This window comes from Nitrospira sp. Nam80, from assembly GCF_965152575.1.
In genome coordinates this window covers 4,598,542-4,619,448 of sequence record NZ_OZ224216.1, presented here as the reverse complement: position 1 = coordinate 4,619,448, position 20,907 = coordinate 4,598,542, and the positions used below count along the sequence as shown (strand labels likewise).

The 20,907-nt window shown below is 57.2% G+C and carries 21 protein-coding genes; 5 read left to right on the top strand and 16 right to left on the bottom strand.

All coding sequences use genetic code 11. The features are described from left to right. Window positions 1–531: 531 nt before the first annotated feature. Together ACWGXE_RS21705 and ACWGXE_RS21700 are read right to left on the bottom strand one after the other, a co-directional pair. Complete coding sequence (locus tag ACWGXE_RS21705) at window positions 532–846, bottom strand: hypothetical protein (protein WP_447600221.1); 315 nt, start codon at window positions 844–846, stop codon at window positions 532–534. 102 nt (window positions 847–948) lie between these two features. Then, the gene (locus ACWGXE_RS21700; RefSeq protein ID WP_447600220.1) at window positions 949–1,155 is read right to left on the bottom strand and encodes a hypothetical protein; all 207 of its coding nucleotides are present in this window, start codon (window positions 1,153–1,155) and stop codon (window positions 949–951) included. Window positions 1,156–1,493: 338 nt separating this feature from the next. On the opposite strand from ACWGXE_RS21700, the gene ACWGXE_RS21695 reads away from it, so the two are divergent. The 4 genes from ACWGXE_RS21695 (at window position 1,494) to pyrE (ending at window position 3,166) form a co-directional block, all read left to right on the top strand. After that, window positions 1,494–1,871 (top strand): response regulator, encoded by a 378-nt coding sequence (locus tag ACWGXE_RS21695; protein WP_447600219.1) that lies wholly within the window; start codon window positions 1,494–1,496, stop codon window positions 1,869–1,871. A 121-nt stretch (window positions 1,872–1,992) separates the two neighbouring features. Beyond that, entirely contained in the window at window positions 1,993–2,124 is a 132-nt protein-coding gene (locus ACWGXE_RS21690) for a hypothetical protein (protein ID WP_447600218.1), read from the top strand. 64 nt (window positions 2,125–2,188) lie between these two features. Then, window positions 2,189–2,401 carry a hypothetical protein gene (locus ACWGXE_RS21685; protein ID WP_447600217.1) on the top strand — a complete coding sequence of 71 codons (213 nt, stop codon included), beginning with the start codon at window positions 2,189–2,191 and terminating at the stop codon, window positions 2,399–2,401. Window positions 2,402–2,701: 300 nt separating this feature from the next. Beyond that, entirely contained in the window at window positions 2,702–3,166 is a 465-nt protein-coding gene (gene pyrE, locus ACWGXE_RS21680; protein ID WP_447600216.1) for an orotate phosphoribosyltransferase, read from the top strand. A 16-nt stretch (window positions 3,167–3,182) separates the two neighbouring features. Here pyrE and ACWGXE_RS21675 read toward each other — a convergent pair whose 3' ends face one another. Next, entirely contained in the window at window positions 3,183–3,503 is a 321-nt protein-coding gene (locus tag ACWGXE_RS21675) for a hypothetical protein (protein WP_447600215.1), read from the bottom strand. 65 nt (window positions 3,504–3,568) lie between these two features. Between ACWGXE_RS21675 and ACWGXE_RS21670 the strand changes: the two genes are divergently transcribed. Next, complete coding sequence (locus tag ACWGXE_RS21670; protein ID WP_447600214.1) at window positions 3,569–3,994, top strand: rhodanese-like domain-containing protein; 426 nt, start codon at window positions 3,569–3,571, stop codon at window positions 3,992–3,994. A gap of 8 nt (window positions 3,995–4,002) precedes the next feature. Here ACWGXE_RS21670 and ACWGXE_RS21665 read toward each other — a convergent pair whose 3' ends face one another. From ACWGXE_RS21665 to nuoD, 13 genes are all read right to left on the bottom strand, one after another. After that, complete coding sequence (locus tag ACWGXE_RS21665) at window positions 4,003–4,932, bottom strand: phosphodiester glycosidase family protein (protein WP_447600213.1); 930 nt, start codon at window positions 4,930–4,932, stop codon at window positions 4,003–4,005. After that, on the bottom strand, window positions 4,907–6,538 hold the full coding sequence (locus tag ACWGXE_RS21660) for a response regulator (RefSeq protein ID WP_447600212.1): 1,632 nt from the start codon (window positions 6,536–6,538) through the stop codon (window positions 4,907–4,909). Before ACWGXE_RS21660 ends, ACWGXE_RS21665 begins: the two co-directional genes overlap by 26 nt. 34 nt (window positions 6,539–6,572) lie before the next feature. Next, window positions 6,573–7,031 carry a response regulator gene (locus ACWGXE_RS21655; RefSeq protein ID WP_447600211.1) on the bottom strand — a complete coding sequence of 153 codons (459 nt, stop codon included), beginning with the start codon at window positions 7,029–7,031 and terminating at the stop codon, window positions 6,573–6,575. Beyond that, window positions 7,028–8,521, bottom strand: coding sequence for a sensor histidine kinase (locus ACWGXE_RS21650; protein ID WP_447600210.1), 1,494 nt, complete (start codon window positions 8,519–8,521; stop codon window positions 7,028–7,030). Before ACWGXE_RS21650 ends, ACWGXE_RS21655 begins: the two co-directional genes overlap by 4 nt. A 163-nt stretch (window positions 8,522–8,684) precedes the next feature. Then, the gene (locus ACWGXE_RS21645; protein ID WP_447600209.1) at window positions 8,685–10,181 is read right to left on the bottom strand and encodes an NADH-quinone oxidoreductase subunit N; all 1,497 of its coding nucleotides are present in this window, start codon (window positions 10,179–10,181) and stop codon (window positions 8,685–8,687) included. Beyond that, window positions 10,178–11,833, bottom strand: a complete 1,656-nt coding sequence (locus ACWGXE_RS21640) for a complex I subunit 4 family protein (protein WP_447600208.1) — start codon at window positions 11,831–11,833, stop codon at window positions 10,178–10,180. Before ACWGXE_RS21640 ends, ACWGXE_RS21645 begins: the two co-directional genes overlap by 4 nt. 5 nt (window positions 11,834–11,838) lie before the next feature. Next, window positions 11,839–13,401, bottom strand: a complete 1,563-nt coding sequence (locus ACWGXE_RS21635; RefSeq protein ID WP_447600207.1) for a complex I subunit 4 family protein — start codon at window positions 13,399–13,401, stop codon at window positions 11,839–11,841. Window positions 13,402–13,425: 24 nt separating this feature from the next. Beyond that, a complete protein-coding gene (gene nuoL / locus ACWGXE_RS21630) occupies window positions 13,426–15,435 on the bottom strand; it encodes an NADH-quinone oxidoreductase subunit L (protein ID WP_447600206.1) in 2,010 nt (669 codons plus the stop codon). A 1-nt stretch (window position 15,436) separates the two neighbouring features. After that, window positions 15,437–15,739, bottom strand: coding sequence for an NADH-quinone oxidoreductase subunit NuoK (gene nuoK / locus ACWGXE_RS21625; protein ID WP_447600205.1), 303 nt, complete (start codon window positions 15,737–15,739; stop codon window positions 15,437–15,439). Next, window positions 15,736–16,260 carry an NADH-quinone oxidoreductase subunit J family protein gene (locus tag ACWGXE_RS21620; RefSeq protein ID WP_447600204.1) on the bottom strand — a complete coding sequence of 175 codons (525 nt, stop codon included), beginning with the start codon at window positions 16,258–16,260 and terminating at the stop codon, window positions 15,736–15,738. The genes nuoK and ACWGXE_RS21620 overlap by 4 nt, the downstream gene beginning before the upstream one ends. 10 nt (window positions 16,261–16,270) lie before the next feature. Next, window positions 16,271–16,858: an NADH-quinone oxidoreductase subunit NuoI gene (gene nuoI, locus ACWGXE_RS21615; protein WP_447600203.1), complete on the bottom strand. Its 588-nt coding sequence runs from the start codon at window positions 16,856–16,858 to the stop codon at window positions 16,271–16,273. Between the two features lie 48 nt (window positions 16,859–16,906). Then, the gene (locus ACWGXE_RS21610) at window positions 16,907–19,612 is read right to left on the bottom strand and encodes a molybdopterin-dependent oxidoreductase (protein WP_447600202.1); all 2,706 of its coding nucleotides are present in this window, start codon (window positions 19,610–19,612) and stop codon (window positions 16,907–16,909) included. A 97-nt stretch (window positions 19,613–19,709) separates the two neighbouring features. Further along, window positions 19,710–20,852 (bottom strand): NADH dehydrogenase (quinone) subunit D, encoded by a 1,143-nt coding sequence (gene nuoD, locus ACWGXE_RS21605; RefSeq protein WP_447603823.1) that lies wholly within the window; start codon window positions 20,850–20,852, stop codon window positions 19,710–19,712. Between the last annotated feature and the right edge of the window lie 55 nt (window positions 20,853–20,907).

Here is a 20,907-nt window from a genome sequence, read left to right as displayed (position 1 = left end):
CCGTCCCGCTCAAACCGGCAACTTGTTCACCGCTTCTTGAGCCTTTCAGGACTTCCGGCACAGGCCGGCGAATTGACCATGCTTTTTTGCTTCAGGCTTGGCCTCGAAATTGCTATCCCCATGCATGTTCTTTGATCGGAAGGGAGTACCTGCATCGTATGGATGCAGTACTTCAATGCCCTGCAGGAGTGTCGCCGGGAAAATGGTACGGATCGAGGGGCCTATGGGATTCAACAGCCTGATGGGACGCAAACTCATGTTCGCGTGAAGCTCGATGCGAACATCGACTCTCGCGATAGTATCGCCATGCAGCTGACATCCAGCGGACATGCCGAGGCTGTTCTCAATTTAGGCACCCGCCAAGCCTGAGACGACCGAATTATCTGTTCCGTCTAAGGAACCTGGGGATTTGTGAAAGCGACATGGCGGCCGTCGTTCACGGAACGACGGCCGGACCGTGTGCCCGCTCCCCGCATCGGGGGCCCGGCCGAGTCTTTCAGCCGGGCCGTGGATGCGAGACCGTATATCCGGTTATTTCTCCTGCCGCTGGAGCGTCGTGGTATGGCCCTTATCCGTGATATACGCCTTCACGTGATCCCCTTCGACGACCTTGTCGAGCTTCGTGCTCTTATCGACATGAATTTTGACTTCTTTCCCGTCGTTGTCCTTGATCCAATAGTATTCGCCGTCGATCTTCATCAACGTGCCTTTGACCGTATCTTTGGTCAGCCGTTCCGAGATCGAGGGCGAGGCCTCTTTCTCTCCCATTGGGTCGGCCGCTAGTGCGGTCCCCACGCCGGGGCTCAACAAGGCTACGGCGGCAAGTGATAACACAACCTTTCGCATAAACGCCTCCTTTCAGTTTCAGCCGTCATGCAGTCTCTTCATACAAGACTCGCCAAAAACGAATCCTTATACAATAGGGAAACCCCTAGTCCTGTACCGGATCTACCCCATTGCCCAATCGATAGGCCCATACCACCTGCCTCTGCCGTACAGGCTACGAAACTGGGTCAGTGTCAGCCTGACGATACGGCCGTCCCGCCGAATGCCGATGGTCCCGTCTGAACTGATCTCCACAACCGTCGTGTCATGTTGGCCGCTTTTGTACCAGTAGAAACCTGGGTCCACGGGTTTTTTGATGGTCCACTTCATAGGACAAGCCCGGGGTCCTTCCGACCCGCGGTGCGCCCCTTCTAGAATGCGACGTGTTGTATGAGGATGCCGTCTGGCATTGAGCATACTGTGAACGCCGGCGCCGCCATAGAGCCAATCAGCACGGTTCTTCTCGCCTGGGCGGATGTAAAACGAATGGGACGAAGAATGAGTCCGCAAGCTCGATGGCCGTAGCAATACTGATAGCGATTGACTCAGGCCAAGATCCTGGTGGCGTGGGGTATCGCCCATGGTTATCATACATGCAATCCTATCTATGCCATTCAGCGATCTATCACTCCCGCCCTTCGCATCGTGACGAGCCCACTCATCTGATCATGGCATCTATCCTCGTGGTCGATGACAATGAGCTGGTGCGTGGATTGTTGCGCACGGTCTTGGAAGGACAAGGCCATACGATCTCTGAAGCCAGCCAGGGACGCGCCGCGCTTCAATATCTGCGCCGGTCACCGGTCGATCTGGTGCTGACCGATATTTACATGCCGGACTGCGACGGCTTGGAGGTGATCATGACGCTACGTCGTGAGTTCCCTTCGATCCGAGTCATTGCGATCTCGGGTGGATCGGGGGATAGAAATCTGCTGGTCGCCGCCCGACAACTCGGGGCGCATGAAGTATTGGAAAAGCCCATCAATATGGCGAATCTCTTGAACAGCGTCGCGGCAGCCCTCGGCGAGGGGCCGGCCGCCGTTTGAATCGGCTTTCGCACGAGCCTGCCTGACAAGATCGCACCGTGCCGGGCCGAGAGGGTCAATTGGTGCGCCGGCACCATGATCCCTGCTATTCTTGGCGCCTGGTATTGCGTATGAGTCAGCCATGAAGACCATCAAGCGCGGCGTAATGCTTGCGGGACATGGCGGCATTCCAACGGATTGTCCGCGTGAACTCGTGATCAGGCTCAAGCGCTGGAAGGACAGCGGCGGGAGGCAGGCGGGCCGGTCTCATTAAAGGAAAAAGCAGTTGGATCGCGACCGCCTACAACGAGCATTGCGCTCCGGCGTTACCCGAAGCGGTGCAGGATCTGGTTCAGCAAGGGGCGAGCGACATCACCGTTACGACGATGGTTACGCCGGGGGCGCCCATGCTGAAAATCGAGATCCCTGAACTACTGGCGCAGTTGCGCAAGGTCCATGCGGGAGTGGTGCTTCGCTACGCGTGGCCGGTTGATTTAGGCTTCGTGGCAAAGATGTTGGCGGACCACGTTGATCGATGCGCGCCGACATAGTCTTGTTCAACGGGATGGCTGCCGCGGTGGTATGACTGAGGAAAGCATATTGACATGGGGCAAGAAACGGATTACTTCTCGCATCCGGCTCTGTACAATGGGCGCTCATGCTGGTCATAGGCGCATGATTTGCGCTCATCCGTCTCATTCTTATTGACGATGAATCCGACTCAAAGCCGCTCCAAAGACGACCTGATCCAAGCCTTTCACCGAACTCACTCGTTTAAATGGGATCCGAGGAACGGGTTCAAGTTGGCCTCCGGACAGACAAGTCCTTTCTATATCGATTGCCGGACTCTCATGGCGGAGCCCCGAGCCAGGCATGAAGTCGCCAGCCTGGCTTGGCACCACCTCCACCAATTGGATATCGACTGCATCGGGGGCCTGGAGATTGGAGCGATCGCCATCGCCACATCGATTTCCGACTATGCCTATCTCGCCGTCCCGCAGAAGGAATGGCGCACGTTTGTCGTGCGAAAACAACCAAAAGATCACGGGCTCGGAAAGTTGATCGAAGGGGTCGTGAGGCCGGGCGATCGGGCCTTGATTGTCGATGATGTCCTGACCAGCGGCGGCTCGGTTCTGAAGGCGATCGCCGCCGCGAGGGAAGCGCAATTGGATGTTCGGTCCGTCCTCGTCATCGTCGACCGTATGGAGCAGGGAGGCAGGGCGCGTGTGGAGGAGCAACAGGTTCAAGTCGTGAGCCTGCTCACCATCGATGACTTGGCTCCCGCCCGCCCGGCCGGTTCGCTGCCGAAGGTTTAATCACCCGGCTGCCGGCTCATTTGCACTGAAACTGAATGCCCCACCGACGTTCTTGAATCATTTCGCCGCCGCCGGCCTGGATTGGACCGGCAAGGCGGGACCGTCCCTTCGTTTCCCCTTCCCGTACAATCGTATGACCGCTCGGGCATTTCTCTTCCATGAGTCGGACCGCGTCTTTTCGAAACGTCGATAACATGTGACCTTGCCCGGGTGTGAAGGGGTAGACGACTACGCCGCCGTTATCGAGATCCTGAGCCAACCTGACCCCGTTGCCGCCGCAAGCGGTTGCAATGGCCGGGAGCGCCAAGAAGAAGAGGACCCTTGACCATATTTTCATCGGTCTCCTATCATGAAGGGTGCGTTCAAATTCCAACCAATGAGATTCGCCGCGAGGAGGACCTTATGCACTATCGAACGGGATGGCTGTCTCTTGTATTGATCTGTAGCTGCTTCATGTGGATGAGTCAAGACGTGCTGGCCCATCATTCCTATCTGCTGACGGTGCAGCAGTTAAGAGCTGGACTGATGAAAGCGCCGTCGCCCAAACAAAAGGGCTTTGTGCTGGTCGATGTGCGGTCCGCGGAGGAGCACCTGTCGGGAGAAATTCCCGGGACGGACTTGAACATCGATTTCAGGGAAATCAAAGCTCGTCATCGGGAACTCGGGGCCCAACTCGATGATCATATCGTCGTCTATTGCCAGTCAGGCCATCGGAGCAATATTGCCGCCGAGACGTTGGCCGATCTTGGCTATACCCATGTCTATAATGTAAACGGCAGCATGAATGCATGGATGGAAGCGGGATACCCGGTGGCGGAAGTCCGGTAGACTTGCCCTTAGCGGGCCGGCGCCGGACGCTGGACCGCCGTTCGGTCCGGCTGGCGCCCCGTGAGACGCGGCTGGACTGCGATCACCGCGGGCAGCCCGATATGATGAGTCGCATAGCCGTCAAGCAGGGGGCGCCATTTCTGTTGGGGGCCGCGATCCGGTACGGTCGCCAATAGTTCGGGACTCGCGATGAGGTCGGATGAGGAACCGCCATCCATAGCCATAGCCTGCCGAACATTCGGTTGGGCGTCACGCAGGCATTCGGCCAGTCCATACAATGGGGCCGGTCCAACGCTCTTCATGACAAGAATCTTTCCTTCGCCGTCCTCCGCTACAATGGTCTGATTCGCCCGCTTGCCGGTCGGGCGCACCCGGGGTTTTCCGGTTCGATCGAGCAGCATCAACGACTGCGCTGCTTCTCGATACGAGAAATGTCGGGCCCCGTCCGGAATGAGATCGAAAGCCAGATCAAAGAGCCTGGCTTTCCGCTGGGATGGCTCGGTCGGCTCGGCCGCAAAGAGTCCTTGCCAGGAGTGATGTCGCTTCCCTTCCAAAGGGCGCCCGTCCTTCAGAAGAAGTCCGAGGTACGAATAATCCTCACGAAACAGCCCGGCATTGAATAGGACATAGGCGCCGGTATGGCGTTGCCATTCGTTGATGGTCAACGGCGCGGCCATGCCGGCGTCACGGAACTGCTGCACGGAAAATTGATGCCGCTCGGGATCGATTTGCAGCATCAGTAAGGGCGGGATGCCCGGGCAGGCCGCGGCCGGGTCCCAGAGGGTGGCCATGATCCCGGAGGTCACGCGATCCCACAGTGGATCGGCCGCGCCGGTCCTATCGGTGACGCCGAGCCCGGCGAACAGCATACAGAAGAGCGTCACGGCGACTTGCGCCGCCAGGGGGCGCCGTCTATGTCGATTTTTGTTCGGCTGCATGTGGCAGTGACCGCACTCCATTCACGCGGGCTATGCGTGTCGGCATATTGAGAAGGTCCCGGATTGATCGAGCCAACACATCCGGGGTAAACGGTTTCTGGAGGAACGCCGTTTGGTTCTGTTCGAGGCCGGCATTTGCGGTCACGTCGTCGAGGTACCCCGACATGAACAAGACTTTTAGATCCGGATAGATCAGGTGCAGGCGGCCCGCCAGTTCACGCCCATTCATCCCCGGCATGACGATATCCGTCAACAACAAGTCGAATTGCCCGCTATGCTGAGTTGCGATGAGGCAGGCTTCGATCCCGTTCATCGCCTCCACGACCCGGTAGCCGATCTTGGTCAGCTCTTCCCGCACTAGGTCACGGACACTTTGTTCATCTTCCACGACGAGGATCATTTCATTGCCCCGTCCGATTGCGGCGGGCTTCTCGTGGGGCAACAGCGCATCGGCCTGAGGATTGATGCGGGGAAGATAAATATCGAACGTGGTGCCGTGGCCGACTTGGCTCCATACATCAATGGCCCCGCCGCTTTTCGTGACAATGCCGAAGACCGTGGACAAGCCCAAGCCCGTCCCCTTGCTTTCTTCCTTGGTGGTAAAGAACGGCTCGAACAAATGCGACAGGGTATTCTGATCCATGCCGCACCCTGTGTCCGTTACGGTGAGTTTCATATAAGGGCCTGGAGACAGTGGGCGAATGTGGTGCATGGGAGTCCTGGTCAGCTCGGTCTGCGAGACTTCGATGGCCAAGAGCCCGCCGTTCGGCATGGCATCGCGCGCATTGATCACCAGGTTCATGATGATCTGTTCGAGCTGGCCGGGGTCCGCCTTGACGTGCCCCTTGTCGGGATCGATTCTGATTGCGAGCTGAACATCTTCGCCGATCAGACGGCTGAGCATGCTGTCGAGGTTGGTGACGACCGTATTCAGGCAGAGCACCTTGGGCTCCAGCGCCTGCTTCCGGCTGAAGGCCAACAGTTGGCGGATCAAGGCCGCCGCCCGTTCTCCCGCCTTGTGCATCTCCTCTATTTTTGCCCGTTCTGCGCTGCCCGCCGGCAGTTCGGACAAGAGAACTTGGGAGTGACCCATGATCACGGTCAGAAGATTATTGAAATCATGGGCCAATCCCCCAGCCAGTCTGCCGACCGCCTCCATCTTTTGGGCTTGACGAAATTGCTTCTCGCTGAGGCGCAACGCCTCCTCGGCCCGTTTGCGCTCCGCTCGTTCATCCAGCTCGCGGAGAGTTCGCTGCACCGAGGGGATGAGACGGCCGAGCCGTTGCTTGAAGATGTAGTCGGTGGCACCCCGATGCATCATTTCAATGGCAAATTCCTCGACCAACGTGCCGGAGACAAAGATGAAAGGGACATCGGGGCAGAGTTTGTGAGCCAACGCCAGAGCCGCGGCGCCGTCAAAGGCCGGCACGGAGAAGTCGGCGAAAATCAAATCGAATCCGCCTTGCCGTAATGCATCCAGAAAGGTTCGGCGCGTGTCGACGCGCAGGCTGTGGCAGGCGATTCCTCCGTTCCGCAACATAGTCGCCACGAGATCGGCATCGGCTTGATTGTCTTCCAGGTGGAGGAGGCGGAGCTGATGCTGCACGATTACGCCTGTGTTTGTGCGGATGGACCGGTGGTCATGATTTGTGCCGCCCGGTTACTTCCGGGGGTGGTTCGTTGATGACACCCCAGAAGATGCCTAATTCCTTGACGGCTTTCAGGAATTGATGGAATTCGACCGGCTTCACCACGTAGGCGTTCGCGCCCAGGGCGTAACTTTCGACGAGGTCCCGCTCTTCCCGTGAAGAGGTCAACATGACGACCGGGATCGGTTTCAAGGTCTCATCGCTCTTGATTGTCCGGAGCACTTCCAGACCGTCGATTTTCGGCATCTTAAGGTCCAGGAATACGACAGCCGGATTGCCGTGCAGACGTGTCTTGAACTGGCCCCGGCAATATAAATAGTCGAGGACTTCCGCGCCGTCATGGCAGAGGATGACTTTGTCCGCCAAATGGTATTCCTCCATGGCGGCCAAGGCCAGCTCAGCGTCTCTGGGATTGTCTTCGGCAAGGAGAATAGGTTTTGTCGCGGTCATGTGGACTCCATTTTCGTCGGCAGACTGAAATAAAAGGCGGCTCCCCGGCCCAGCTCGCTTTCCGCCCATGTTCGGCCACCGTGGCGATGAATAATGCGCCGGACATTGGCCAGTCCGATTCCGGTGCCTTCAAACTCGTTGGCCCGGTGAAGTCGCTGAAAGACGCCGAACAATTTCCCCGCATACTGCATGTCGAACCCGACGCCGTTATCACGGACAAAAATGACGGTTTCGGCCGGGTTGCTTTGGTCGCCGCCGATCTCGATCGTCGCGAGCGGCCTGGTACTGGTGAATTTTATGGCATTGCCGATCAGGTTAGTGAAGACCTGTCGCAGCATCGCCGGATCACCCTTCACTTCGGGAAGCGCGCCGATGGACCATGAAATATCTCGATTCTGCACATCATGGCGGAGATCGTGCAGGACCGATTTAACCAACTGGTCCAGGTTGACCGCGCTCCGCAGCATTTCCTGACGTCCCATTCGGCTGAAGATGAGCAGATCATCGATGAGTTGACCCATGCGCGTGGCAGACTCCGAAATGTTCTGAAGATAGCGCTTGGATTTATCGTCGAGGAGTCGCTGGGCGGATTTCTCTAGAAGAGAGGCGTAGCCGTCGATGTGGCGCAGCGGAGCGCGCAGGTCATGGGAGACGGAGTAGCTGAACGCTTCCAATTCCTTGTTGGCGGCTTCCAGCAGTTCACCTCGCCGCTCGAGCTCGGCCGCGACCCGGCGCCGCTCGGTGATGTCGTGCCGAATGAGATAATAGACGGAAGCGAGGAGGACAAACAGGAGGAACGCGCCCACTCCGAGGAGGCCGATGGTATTGCGCGTAATGGCGGCCGATTGAATTCCCCTCCCGTAGATCGAGCGGTTTTCGTCGTGCTCCATCTGGGATTGAATCCGGTGGAATTCCTCGAGTTCGGCTTTGGCGACGCCGGTCAGAGCGATGTCTCGAACGCCTTCGAAGCCGGTCCGGTCTCGTAAGGTGATGGCTGCCCGCTCTGCTTCGAGCTGCTTTTGCATCAGCTGATTCAAAAGATCGACATGCTGGCGCTGCTCCGGGATATCGCGGGTCAATTCCCGGACATACCGGATATAGTCGGGAATCCGTTCGTCGAGGATATGGAAGGCTTTCAGATAACTCTCGTCCCCGGTGACGAGATAGCGGCGATGCCCGATCTCGGCTTCATCCATCCTGGTTCCCATCCCGACCAGCAATTCGATGAGATCGTGGCTGCGCTGGTCCTGGTGAGTGTTTCGAAAGAGCACCGTCATGTTGCGATAGGACACGGCGGAGATGACTAAAATGCCGGCGAAGACGAGACCGAATCCCACCAGGACACGGCGTTCAATAGACCAGCGCTCAAAGGCGGCGACCAGGCGTTCCGCGATCGACCGTCGCCCCAGAGAACCGTCTTCTCCCGCCGTATGAGGGACTCCACCCCTTGTCTCAGAAGGGGGAACGCGTTGGCGCTGTGAGTCCTGCATGGAATGTCAGCCGGGTGTGATGGCGAAGGTATAATCAACAACCCACCGTCAAAAATGTAGACCGACGATACCGTTACTGCAAGGCGTATTTTAACAGAACATATTGATTGGCGAAGGAATTTAAGACAATCGAACAGCAGCGATGGAGGCGTGGGACGGACGGTCACCCGCCGAACGGCGAGGACGAAAAGGGGACGGAGGCCGCGGGACCGACCAGATTGGAGAACATCAATGTTGCAGCGACCACCCAGTTCATGAAGGGCTGCGGATAGATTCCGATAATCAGCGTTCCGGCGAGCCCGACGTACAGCGCCACCCTCATCGGGGTGGAAGTTTTGATAGGCGACGGATCGAGCGGCTCGTTGATGTACATCTTCTTGACGATCACCAAGTAATAATACAAGGAAATCACAATGTTGATCAGCCCGACCGTGATCAACATGTACAAGCCTTCCTTCATGGCCGCCACGAAGATATAGAGTTTGCCGATGAACCCGGCTAACGGAGGAACACCGGCCAGCGAAAGCAAAAAAATCAGCATGGCGAACGCAAGAAAGGGAGATCGCCTGTTCAGTCCGTTGTAGTCGTCGATTTCATCGGATCCGAGCACATTGCTGACGGCGACGATGACGGCAAAGGCCCCGAGGTTCGCAAAGAGATACGTCAGCAGATAGAACAGGATGGAATCACTTCCCATCTTCGTTCCCGCCGCCAACCCGATCAAAATATTTCCGACTTGGGCAATACCGGAATAGGCCAGCAGCCGTTTGATATTGCGCTGGGCGATAGCCACGATATTGCCGTAGGTCATCGAAAGGATGGAGGCGGCGACGAGCAAGAGGGCCCAGGCTGGTTTGAAGGTCGCCAACGCGACGAGGAACATGCGCAAGAGAATCGCGAAGGCGGCGGCCTTGGGCGCAATCGACAGGAATGCAGTCACCGGGGTCGGTGCACCATGGTAGGTGTCCGGAATCCATGAGTGGAAGGGAACGGCTCCGATCTTGAACCCCAGGGCGGCAAAGATCAGGAGAAATCCGATCGTCAGCCCCGGCGTTGCGTTCGCGGCGGCCATGTCCGAAAACACCAGTTTGCCGGTCTCCCCGTAGACCAGGCTGATCCCGTAAGCCAGGAGACCTGCGGCGAAGATGCCCAGGATGAAGAATTTAATCCCCGCCTCATTGGAGGCCATATCCTCGCGGAGGTAGGCGACCAGGATATAGAACCCGAAGGTGGAAAATTCGAGCGTGATAAAGAGTGACAAGAGATCGTTGGCCGAGGCCATGAACATCATGCCGAGCGCGGACATGACAACCAAGAAGTAGTATTCTCCCCGGAAAAATGAGAACCGGTGCACATAGTCAATGGACAGAAGAATGACGAGCACCGTGGCGCCCACGACAAAGATTTTAAAGAACAGTGCCAGTCGATCGACCACGAACATGGTGCCGAACAGCGTTCCGCTGATGCCCGCCATGTCGAACCAGGCTAGGATGCCCAGCGTCGCAGCGAGTCCGCCGATGCTGAGATAGGCAATGTGTTCTTGAAGAATTCGGCGGAATGAAAAATCGACGATCAAGACCAGACAGAGCCATCCCACGAGAAACAGCTCCGGCAGGAGCAGCAGCAAGTCCGATCCGGACATGGAAAGGTTGAACGTCATCGATCAGCGACCTTGATGAGTGATCCTGGCGGCTCGGAGTCCGGCATGCCGCCGCCGGCCGTCGGAAGTCGTTCCATCGGCTGCTCGGCCACCGGCACAACGTGGGTAATCCGGGCAATCAGCGGATCAACGCCGGAGCGGACCACGGAATAGAGATGGCCGGGAAAAATGCCGAACCCGATGCTTACCGCGATCATCAGCAGGAGCGGGAGCCGGTCGACGACGGAAACCGCGTCATGGGAATGGCTGTACTTCTCCGCCATTTGTCCATAAAAGAGCCCGCGCATCATTTTGAACAGGTAGGCCATCGTCAGCACGATACCCAACACGGCAACGACGACCTGAAAGGGATATTTGTTCCAGCTCCCGACGATGATCATCACTTCGGCGATGAAGTTGACGGTCCCCGGCATTCCGATCGACGCCATACAGGCGACGACAAAACACGCGGCGATGAAGGGCATGCGGTTCGACAAGCCTCCCAGCGACGGAATATCGCGGGTATGGGTCTGGTCGTAGACCCAGCCGGCCATCGCGAAGAGCATGCCGGTCGCCATGGCATGGGCAAACATATAAATCACCGCGCCGCTGAGGCTGATGTAATCAAGCGCCGCCATGCCGAGAAAGACATAGCCCATGTGGCTGGAGCTGGAATAGCCGATGACGTACTTGGTGTCTTTGGCGTAATAGGCGACGAACCCCCCATAGATGATGCTGAACACGCAGAGGATCGCGGCGATCGGCATGAGTTCCCGCGTCGTTTCGGGAAGAATCTCGAACGCGACCCGAATAATGGAAAAATGGCCCAGCTTCATCAAGACGCCGGCATGCAACATGCTGGTCGCGGCAGGGGCGGCCGCGTGCCCGACCGGAGACCAGGAATGCAAAGGCCAGATCGGCGCGATCGACGCGAAGCCGAAGAAAATCAGAATCCAGATCAGGTCGGCGAGGAAGCCCGAGAATTTGGCTTGCTCGCGGAGAACCAGGATATCGAAGGTATTCAAGCCGGAGAACTTATAAATCAACAGAATGCCCATCAGGGCCAACACGGCGCCGGCCGAAAGAAACAACACCAGCTTCATCGCCGCGTACTCTTTGCTGTTCGATCCGAAATTGAAGATAAAGCCGACGGAATCCCGCTGCTTGATGCCCTCGGGATCGGTCATCTGCAGATAGCCCTTGGTATGGCTCCCCCAGATGCCGAGCAAGAGATACATAGGGATGACGGACATCTCATAGAAGAAATAGAGAAAGAACAGATCGAGCGACATGAACACGCCGATCGTCGCGGCGGCCAGGATCAGCAGCGAAATATAAAATTCCTTGATCCGGTCCTTGATATGCCAGGAGACGAAAATGCCGGCGAACAGCAGGATAGCCGACGCCAGCACCAGCGGAGTGCCGATGCCGTCCACCCCGAGGTACAGAGAGACGCCGAGTTGCTCAGACCAGACATGCCGCCAGAGAAATTGGAATCCTCCCTTGACCGGATCGTAGGCATAGAAAAGATAGAGCGACGCGATCAGAGACACGCAGGCGGACCCGGCCGCAATGCCGCGGACCAACATGGCTTGGCGGTTGGATACGAAGACCAGCGCGATGGACCCAATGAAGGGCGCGAAGAGAATGATGAGCAGCGTATATTCGGCCATGCCCGTTACTTCGCCTGCTGCGTCGGTGGATAGAGTTCGACCGAGGCGACTGCCGTCCGGTCCAGTCGGTCCACCAATGCTTGAATCGATCCGTTCATGATGCGCAGGAAGGGGCTGGGATAGAGGCCGATCCAGAGAATCATGACGCACAGAGACGTAGCGATGGTGAGTTCACGCATGTGCAAGTCCTTCATCGAGGGCGACACGGCTTTCGTCAAAGGGCCCAGCATCGATCGTTCGTAGTACCAGAGGAAGTAGGCTGCGCCGAAGATGACTCCGAGCACGGCAATCGCTCCGTACCACCATTTGGCTTTGAAGGCGCCCAGGAGAATCAGGAATTCTCCGACAAAGCCGTTTGTTCCCGGCAAGCCGATCGAAGCCAGGCCGATGATGAGTAGAAACGTGGCCAATAGGGGGACTTGTTTCGCGAGCCCGCCGAATGACGAGAGATGGTTGCTTTGCTGCCTGGTTCCCAGGAAGCCGGCGATGAAAAACAGCCCCGCCGTGCTGAACCCGAGGTTGATCATCGTCAGCAGGCTGCCCTGGAGTCCCTGATAGTTCAGGGCAAACAGCCCCACCACGACGAATCCCAGGTGACTGATGCTGCTGAACGCCAACAACCGGCGAAAATCAGGCTGAATCAGCGCCACGATCGCGCCGTACAAAATAGCCGCCAAACCGAGCAGCATGACGATGGTCACGACTCCTTCGTTCCGCGACGCGTCGGGAAGCAATGGAAAGCTGAAGCGCAGGAAGCCATAGGTACCGAGTTTTAAGCCGGCCAGCACGACGGACATCCCGATAGGGCCTTCAATCAAGGCATCGGGCAGCCAGGTATGGAACGGAAACACCGGCGCCTTGAACGCGAGGCCCAGAAAAATCATCCAGAAAATGAGAATCTGTTGCTGCAACGGGATGGGCGCCGACAAGAGATCAAGCAGGTCGAACGAATACACGCGCTCCAGATGATGGTTGACCGCCCATTGATGATAGTTGATGTTGAGGAGCGCGATCCCGACCAACATGAATACGCTGCCGAGCAGGGTATACAACACAAATTTGAGCGCGGCGTAGTGCCGGTCGGTCCCGCCGCCCCAAAGCTTGATCAGGAAGTAGCTCGGAATCAGCATGAGTTCCCAGAACACGAAAAACAGGATCAAATCGATGGAGGCGAAGATGCCCATCGTGCTGGTCTCAAGCGCCAGCAGACACATGAGATAGAGCCGGACCTGGTGGCGCACGGTGTCCCAGGAATAAATCACGATCAAGACGGTGAGGAAGGCGGTCAGCCCGACAAACAGCACGCTGATCCCATCGACGGCCAGGTGATAGCCGATTCCCAGTTCGGGCAGCCAGCGGGCATGCTCGGAAAACTGCATCGCGGGCGATTCGGGGACGAACCGGAGCAACACGAGGACGGTCAGAGCCAGTTCCAACAGCGCAACACCGAGCGCCGCGGTCTTGACCAAATCCTCATCTTCGATGAGCCAGAGGACAACGGCTCCGACCAGCGGAAGAAAAATGATATAGGACAAAATCGGAAAGGTAAAACTAAATTCTTCCAGCATCGATCGACTTTCTGCGGACTTCTCCTAGCGTAATGAATACGTCTTGGTCCCGGTCCCTGAGCCGGTCCACCACAACAGCACCAAGTGGACAAGAATAAAAAGACCCGCCACGATGATGGCGGCGTAGTGGTGGACCATGCCGCTTTGCAAGCGCCGCCACGATCGTGCCAACAAGTGGTTGGCATATCCGACGACATTCAGGAACGCGTAAATGACATGCTTTTCGACCCAGGTGCTGGCGGCGGACCCCAGTTCGGCGCCTTGCCCGACAGCCCGCACGATCCCGTCGATTACGGTGCGGTCAAACCAATCCAACGCCATCCCAAGGCGTTTCGTCGGTTCGACAAACAGGGTATCGTACAGTTCATCGACATAATATTTATTGAGCAAGGTCGCATAGAACCCCGGCATCCGAGCGGCGAGAGCATCCGGAACGCGCGGCTGGATGGAGTAGAAATAATGGGCGACTCCCCACCCGATCACGGCAATGGCTGTGGCGATGACCATGAGGCCGATAATGAGTCCGGTGCTCGCAGCATGTTCCCCGCCGGGCGCGCCGATCACGGGCTCAAGAAAATGGTGAAACCATCCGTTCTCAGGCGGAATGCCCGGCACTCCGCCGATCACCGAAAGGGCGGCCAGGACGATCAACGGACCGATCATGATCATGGGCGATTCATGGATATGGTGGGTCGTGTGATGATCAACGCGGGACGGACCGTAGAACGTCAAATAGGTCAGCCGGAACATATAGAACGAAGTGAGAAACGCGCCCAACGCGGCCATGCCGTAGAGCGCATAATAATGATGGGTGAAGGCATGGCCCATGATCTCATCTTTGCTCCAGAAACCGGCCAGCGGAGGGATTCCGGCAATGGCGATGGTGCCGATCAGGAAGACCGCGTGGGTCCAAGGAATCTTTTTACTGAGTCCGCCCATCTTCCGGATGTCTTGCTCCCCGGACAAGGCATGAATCACCGATCCCGCCGACAAGAACAACAGCGCCTTGAAAAACGCGTGCGTCATCAAATGGAAAATGGCGGCGGCATAAGCTCCGACGCCGCAGCCGAGAAACATATAGCCCAATTGACTGACCGTCGAGTAGGCCAGGACACGCTTAATGTCGGTTTGCACGAGGCCGATGGTGGCGGCGAACAACGCGGTGGCCCCGCCGATCCAGGCGACGGTGGTCATGGCCATCGGTGCCAGATCATAAATAGCGTGGTTGCGGACAATCATATAGACCCCGGCCGTGACCATCGTGGCGGCATGGATCAAGGCGCTGACCGGCGTGGGACCTTCCATGGCGTCGGGCAACCACGTGTAGAGTGGGATCTGGGCCGACTTGCCGACCGCGCCTATGAGGAGGCAGAGCGCGATCGCCGTGGCCATCTCCGGGGATAGTTGGGCGGCCTGGGAAAAGACCTGCGTATAGTCGAGCGTGCGAAAATTCACGAATACCAGAAAGATGGCGAGCAGAAAGCCGGCGTCGCCGATCCGGTTCACGACGAACGCTTTGGTCGCAGCCTTGGCGGCCGAAACCCGATCGTAGTAGTATCCGATCAGCAAATAGGAGCAGAGTCCGACCCCTTCCCAGCCGATGAACAGGACGACATAGTTGTTCCCCATCACAAGGAGCAACATCGACACCATGAACAAATTCATATAGGTGAAGAAGCGCGTAAAGCCCGATTCGCCGTGCATGTAGCCGACCGAGTACACGTGAATCAGAAAGCCGACGCCGGTCACCACCAGCAGCATAATGCACGTGAGCGGATCGATGAGGAAGGCAAGGTTGATGGTTAGATCTCCGCCGAAGATCCACTTGTAGACGACGATTTCCCGTGCGGCCCCTGTCTTGAGCGTATCGGCGAACACCGTGAGGGCGCAGAAAAAGGAAAGGAGGACCGAGCCCCAGGCCAATCGATGGGCCAGATCCTGTGAGTACCGATGTCCGAAGAGGCCGTTCACAATGACGGCGATCAGCGGGAACAGCGGGATCAGCTTGACAATCAGATCGATCGAATCGGACACGTTACCACTTCAACAAGTTCATCTCGTCGACATTCGTCGAGATTTTTCCACGGAATACTACAATGATGATCGCCAATCCGATCGCCGCTTCACCGGCGGCGATGGCGATAATGAACAGGGCGACAATTTGACCGGCCATCGATTCCAGGTAATGGGAGAAGGCGACCAGATTGATATTCGCGGCGTTGAGCATGATCTCGACGGCCATCAATACGATGATGAAATTTCTGCGGATCAGGACTCCCAGGAGGCCGGTGGCGAAGAGTACGGCGCTCACGGCGATATACGCGGACAGGGGAATCATGACTCCCGCTTGCCTTCCAGCGGTTTCGGCGTTTTGGCCAGCACAATCGCTCCGACGATAGCGCCCGTCAAAAAGACGCCGATGATTTCGAAGGGAAGGAGGTATTCACTGAACATCTTGATGCCGACGGCGGAAGTACTCCCATCCTGAAGAATGGCCGCCGCGGTCGCGTCCCCTTTGGCTCCGCTCATCGGGGACCGCACCACGAAGGCGAGCAGATACAGGGTGCCGAGGACGGCCGGAGCGAGGAGATAAGGAGTCCGTGCATGGAAATACCGCTCGTCGGTCTTGAGATTCAACAGCATGAGGACGAACAGATACAGCACCAGAATCGCGCCGACATAGACGATGACCTGGACGGCCCACAAGAATTCCGCGTTCAACAAAATGAATAATCCGGACACGTGCAACAGCAGCGCCAGCAGCGCCAGAGCGCAGTGGACCGGATGCTTCATCGCGACGGTCAACACGCCGGCGACAATACTGACCACCGCAAAATAACTAAAGAACAGCAACGCCATAGGATTCGGCTCAGCTTATATGCTTGGGCGGCTCTTGTGTAGGCTTGAGTACCGATTGGGGAAAGTAATAACGATACTCCCGGCTCTCTTCGGAATTCTTCTCTTGGTTATGGGCGTACAAATATCGTTTCGCATCCTCGAGATGGCGCTCGCCGATCTCGTAGAGACGCGCCTTGTCGAAGAGAAGGGATCGTTTGTCGTGCGTTGAATACTCGTACATCTTTGTCATGGCGAGCGCGTTCACCGGACAGGCCTCGACGCAATAGCCGCAAAACACGCATTTCGTGATATCGATGTAAAACTCCGAGGCGTACCGCTGAAGCGGCCGGTCTTTATCTTCCTGGCTGATGACTTTAATGCAATGCGACGGGCAGGCCGCCTCGCACAAATCGCATCCGACGCACCGTTCCCGGCCGTCCTCATAGCGGAGGAGTCCCAGCGCGCCGCGGTGCGTATCCGGGATCGTGCGCTGTTCGCGAGGATATTGGAACGTGATCGGGCGATGAAACATATGCTTGAACGTGACCTTCATCGCATCCCAAATCTCATAGAAGAGCGCGGCTTGCAGAACTCGTTTTGTGAGAGCGGCGACACTCATGGAGACTCCGACAATTGGCTCAGACAAAAAAGACGCACGAGCTTACTCTTACAATCCGACCTTTTCAATACGCACGCGACCGGATTTGAAATAGGCCACTCCCGTGATCGGGTCTGCTTCAAGAGGCATCAGATCTTTCAGCGGAGGATCGATAAAGTGCTCCGGATAAAAACAGGAGCCGGGCAGCACGTCATGATCCGGCTTGGGCTTGATCTCGATCGATCCTTTCGGTGTCGAGACGCGCATGACGGATGATTCCAGCAGACCAAGGCGCTCCATATCCGAGGGATTCATCCAGAGCCGGCCGGAATTCGGCTGGATCTGAACCAATCCCGAGGCTCGTGTCGAGAGTTTGCCGGAATGATACAGAGTTTGGCCGATCACGAGCGAGAAGAGACGTCCATCCTGATCCTGAGCCGATTGCCATCCGTTCCCGTACCGGCCGGCTACTTCCGCGGCGTAGCCGTTGGACAGATACGCCCGGGGATCCGGCGTCAATTTCCGCGGTTGTCCCAGATTGTAATAACCGGGGACGAGTTTCATGATTTCATTCTGAATGTCTTGGGAGGACTCATACGACCACTGGTATCCGAGCCCGTTCGCCATGGCTGTCATAATGTGCCAATCAGGAAAACTCTCGCCGATCGGGTCAAGAGCCTGGCGGACGCGCAACACTTTCCCCTCGAGGTTCGTAAACGTGCCGTCTTTCTCCGCGTAGGTGGACGCAGGGAGAACAAAGTGCGCGAGTTGCGCTGTCTCGGTCAGGAAAGGATCCTGTACGATCAGAAGCGCCAACTTTTCCAACGCCGCCTTGACCTCCACGGAAGCGGGCAGCGTGGCAAGCGGATTTTCTCCGATGATGTACAGGGCTTTAATCTGCCCTTGGCGGCAGCGCGCAAGAATTTCCAACAGTTTGGCGCCGCTCTCGGCGGCCGGCAGAGTCACATCCCAGGCCTGCTCGAATCGTTGCCTTGCCGAGGGGTCGCCAAAGCGCGCCTGTCCGGGCAGAAACTCCGGCGCTGCACCCATGTCGACGGCGCCCTGCTCGTTGATTTCTTCGGTCACGGTATTGACGCCGCAGCCGGGGCGGCCTAGCTTTCCGGTAATCCAGGCTAGATCGATCAATTTGAGCACATTGCGATAGCCGTCCGGCCGCCGCACGATGCCTTCGGCGCAGAGGGCGATCGATCGCGGAGCCTCGGCAAAGATGGCGGCGGCTTCCCGGATCTGTTCCGCGGACACGCCGGTGTGAGCCGCAATCCGGTCCAGCGAGATCTTTTCCATCGCTTGCTTCAGCGCGGCGAAGGCCTGCGGATGTTGAGCCGTGCCCTCTTCATCCACCAAATCCTGATCGAGCACCGCTTTGATCAGTCCGTCGATGAATAGTGATTCCGTACCGGGCTTGACAAGAAGCGGATGCGAGGCCAATTGCGCAATATTCGTGACTGCCGAATCCACTACCAGGACCTGCGATTTGTAGACGCGGATTGCTTCCTTGACCCGGACGGAGGTCAACGGATTCGTTTCGGTCAGATTGGAGCCGATCAATAAAATCGCCTTGGCCTTCGTGATGTCTTCCCAATCATTCGGCGAACGGCCGATTCCCAACGCATGCCGGACGGCTCGGACAAAGTTCATATGCCCGTATCGCGCGCTGCTGTCCAATTGATTGGTGCGAAAACCCGCTCGCATGAGCTTTTGGAAGAGATACAATTCTTCATTGGTGCAGCGGGCGGTGATTAAGCCGGCGATGGATTCCGGTCCATGCTTGCGATGGATGTCGCTGAGTCGGTCGACCACGGCGTTCATCGTGTCGATCCACGGGGTTTCCACGAGCCGATTGTCCTTGCGCATCAGGGGATGACGCAGGCGGGTGTCGCTGTCAATGTATTGAAAGCCGAACCGCCCGCGGACACAGATGCCGCCATGGCCCTTCGCGGTGTCGGTCCGTTCTCCCCATTTGTTCTTCCAGGACAGCGGCGAAGTCACGCGGACAACTTCCGTGTCTTTGGTCTCCAGATACATCTGGCAGCCGTCGCCGCAGTAGTTGCACGTGGTCATGGTTTTTTTCATCTGCCACGGCTTGTACAGATACTTCGAATACTTGTTGGTGATCGCGCCGACAGGACAGACGGCGAGGCAATCGCCGCAGAATTCGCATGAGAGCGGCGTGTCGCCTTTGGCGACGACCTGGTTGAAGCCGCCTTTCTTCATGAATTGAAGGGCGTCGATCATCAGCACGTCCTTGCAGACGTTGATGCATTCGGCACAGGCGATGCACCGGTTCATGTTGAAGTCGAGTACGAGACTGCGCGTGTCCTCCGGAATGAATTTCTGCTTGGCGTTGGCGAGGTTCGTCACGCCGTGCAAAAAAGCCATGTCCTGTAATTCGCAGTGGCCGTCGGCGTCGCAGACGGGGCAATCCAGCGGATGCACGGATAAATGCTTCTCCACGGCTTTCTTCCGTGCGAGGAACAAGTCTTCGCCTTCCGTTCGGATCACCATGCCGGCGGCGGCTTTAGCGGTGCATGAACGAACCGGAGCCTTTTTGCCCTCCTGCATGACCAGGCACATGCCGCAAGATCCGAAAGGATCAAACGTGTAGTGGTAGCACATGGCCGGGATGATTTTGCCCGTGCTCGCGATCACGTCATACAGCGAGACACCGTCTTTGGCTGTGACCGGATTGCCGTCGATGGACAATTCGATGGTTGCCGCTTCGACGTCCGGGTTGGTGGCTGGCTTCAGTCCCATTGTTGCCTCAAGTACGATTTAGTGATGTGATAATTTCCTGATTGATTCGGATCCGAACACTTCACCAAATCGCCAGATCATCAAATTCACCGATTCTTTAACGGTCGCACTCTCCCATGACAATATCGTACGTTCCAAAAATGGTGATGGCATCGGCGATCATGTACCCACGAGACATGTGGTCGAACGCTCCCATGTGAATGAACGAGGGCGCCCGGATCTTCAGGCGATAGGGTTTTCCGCCGCCCGTACTCACGATATAGAAGCCGAGTTCTCCTTTGTGAGCTTCCGTCCCGCAATAGATTTCACCGGGCGGCGCATTAAAGCCCTGAGAGAACAACTTGAACTGCTGGATCATCGATTCCAAGTTTGTGAAGACGCGCTCTTTGGGAGGCAGCGTGACGCTCGGCACGTCCGCCATGATCGGCCCGTCCTGCATCTGCTCCAAGCACTGCTTGATGATTTTGACGCTCTCGTAGAGTTCCTGCACCCGGATCCAGTATCGATCGTAGGTGTCTCCGTTTTTCCCTACCGGGACGCTGAACTCGCAACGCGGGTAGGCCGCATAGGGTTCGTACTTGCGCAAATCGTAATCGACCCCCGATCCCCGTAACGTCGGGCCGCTGAGCCCGAAGCTCAAGGCGTCTTCTGCCGAGATGACGGCAACGCCTTTTGTCCGGGCCAGCCAAATGCGGTTCTTTTCGAGAAAGACGACGTACTCGTCGATCTTGGGAGGGAAATAATCCAGGAACTGGCGCAGCTTGGCCAGGAGAGAGGGGGTGAAATCCCGCTCGACCCCTCCGATTCGATACCAACTCGTCGTCAGCCGGGCTCCGCACAGTTCGTCAAACCAATCGAGCAAAATTTCACGATCTCGAAAACAGTAAAAGAACACCGTCATCGCGCCAATGTCGAGCGCTTGCGTGCCGAGCCAGAACTGATGGCCGATAATGCGCTGCACTTCCGCGACGATAGTGCGGAGGTATTCCGCCCGTTCCGGGACGGTGAGGTCCATTAACTTTTCCACCGCGCGGCAATAGGCGAAGTTGTTGTACATCGCGCACACATAATCCAGCCGGTCCGTATGAGGAATAAACTGGTGGTAGGTGCCCTCCTCCGCCAATTTTTCGACGCCTCGGTGAAGGAACCCCATGACAGGTGTGGATTTGACCAGTCGCTCCCCTTCGAGTTCCAGGATCACCTTCAATACGCCGTGAGTGCTGGGATGCTGTGGCCCCATGTTGAGCAACAGCTCTTCCGTCCTCAGGGTCGGCAGTGTGGCGCTTTCGGGATGA

Bases quoted from the DNA above. Each gene is read 5' to 3' on its own strand.
- ACWGXE_RS21620 (WP_447600204.1), bottom strand. From the start codon at position 16,260: ATGGCGTTGCTGTTCTTTAGTTATTTTGCGGTGGTCAGTATTGTCGCC.
- ACWGXE_RS21690 (WP_447600218.1), top strand. From the start codon at position 1,993: ATGAAGACCATCAAGCGCGGCGTAATGCTTGCGGGACATGGCGGCATT.
- ACWGXE_RS21645 (WP_447600209.1), bottom strand. From the start codon at position 10,181: ATGACGTTCAACCTTTCCATGTCCGGATCGGACTTGCTGCTGCTCCTG.
- ACWGXE_RS21655 (WP_447600211.1), bottom strand. From the start codon at position 7,031: ATGACCGCGACAAAACCTATTCTCCTTGCCGAAGACAATCCCAGAGAC.
- ACWGXE_RS21640 (WP_447600208.1), bottom strand. From the start codon at position 11,833: ATGGCCGAATATACGCTGCTCATCATTCTCTTCGCGCCCTTCATTGGG.
- ACWGXE_RS21670 (WP_447600214.1), top strand. From the start codon at position 3,569: ATGCACTATCGAACGGGATGGCTGTCTCTTGTATTGATCTGTAGCTGC.
- nuoD (WP_447603823.1), bottom strand. From the start codon at position 20,852: ATGGGGCCACAGCATCCCAGCACTCACGGCGTATTGAAGGTGATCCTG.
- ACWGXE_RS21695 (WP_447600219.1), top strand. From the start codon at position 1,494: ATGGCATCTATCCTCGTGGTCGATGACAATGAGCTGGTGCGTGGATTG.
- pyrE (WP_447600216.1), top strand. From the start codon at position 2,702: ATGGCGGAGCCCCGAGCCAGGCATGAAGTCGCCAGCCTGGCTTGGCAC.
- nuoK (WP_447600205.1), bottom strand. From the start codon at position 15,739: ATGATTCCCCTGTCCGCGTATATCGCCGTGAGCGCCGTACTCTTCGCC.
- ACWGXE_RS21705 (WP_447600221.1), bottom strand. From the start codon at position 846: ATGCGAAAGGTTGTGTTATCACTTGCCGCCGTAGCCTTGTTGAGCCCC.
- ACWGXE_RS21610 (WP_447600202.1), bottom strand. From the start codon at position 19,612: ATGGGACTGAAGCCAGCCACCAACCCGGACGTCGAAGCGGCAACCATC.
- ACWGXE_RS21650 (WP_447600210.1), bottom strand. From the start codon at position 8,521: ATGCAGGACTCACAGCGCCAACGCGTTCCCCCTTCTGAGACAAGGGGT.
- nuoI (WP_447600203.1), bottom strand. From the start codon at position 16,858: ATGAGTGTCGCCGCTCTCACAAAACGAGTTCTGCAAGCCGCGCTCTTC.
- ACWGXE_RS21635 (WP_447600207.1), bottom strand. From the start codon at position 13,401: ATGCTGGAAGAATTTAGTTTTACCTTTCCGATTTTGTCCTATATCATT.
- ACWGXE_RS21675 (WP_447600215.1), bottom strand. From the start codon at position 3,503: ATGAAAATATGGTCAAGGGTCCTCTTCTTCTTGGCGCTCCCGGCCATT.
- ACWGXE_RS21665 (WP_447600213.1), bottom strand. From the start codon at position 4,932: ATGCAGCCGAACAAAAATCGACATAGACGGCGCCCCCTGGCGGCGCAA.
- ACWGXE_RS21700 (WP_447600220.1), bottom strand. From the start codon at position 1,155: ATGAAGTGGACCATCAAAAAACCCGTGGACCCAGGTTTCTACTGGTAC.